Below are 462 nucleotides of genomic sequence, written 5' to 3' on the forward strand. Positions count from 1 at the left end.
GTGTAGTCTCTCAGTATCTTCTCTATTGATGCTGTGGCTATCGGGGCTACTTGTCCCTGACGAATGACATAGACCGATGGCGCACCCGTGGCCTGATGGCTGATAATAGCGTGGGAGTCACCGAATACTGTTTTGCAATGCGTGCCGGCAATGCCTTTCTGTACCATTAATGAAGGTTGAGCGACATAGATAGCGGCCTGTGTATCGGTCGCACCCGTCAGAGAAAAATATTCAATGGTTGATGAACCGAAACACACCACGAAGTCACGCCATGTATCAATGCCGATGATGCCGTCTGGTTGTGATTCTGCACGGTACAATGCACGATAACGGTCTGGATGCGATTCATCCTCAAGATCGGTAACACCAAATGTATCAGTGCCCTCTTTCGCCCAGATATAACGCCCACGGGATCGGCAGATATCACGCACAGAGCCGATTTCATATTGTTGGAATTTAGAC

General features: G+C 49.1%; 1 protein-coding gene. It reads right to left on the minus strand.

The window, feature by feature from the left end; all coding sequences use genetic code 11:
• On the minus strand, positions 1 to 462 hold a 462-nt coding region (locus NXS07_RS20820; protein ID WP_258087610.1), incomplete at both ends, for a packaged DNA stabilization protein.

Origin of the sequence: Xenorhabdus bovienii (genome assembly GCF_024721015.1) — a bacterium.
In the GTDB taxonomy this organism is placed as follows: domain Bacteria; phylum Pseudomonadota; class Gammaproteobacteria; order Enterobacterales; family Enterobacteriaceae; genus Xenorhabdus; species Xenorhabdus bovienii.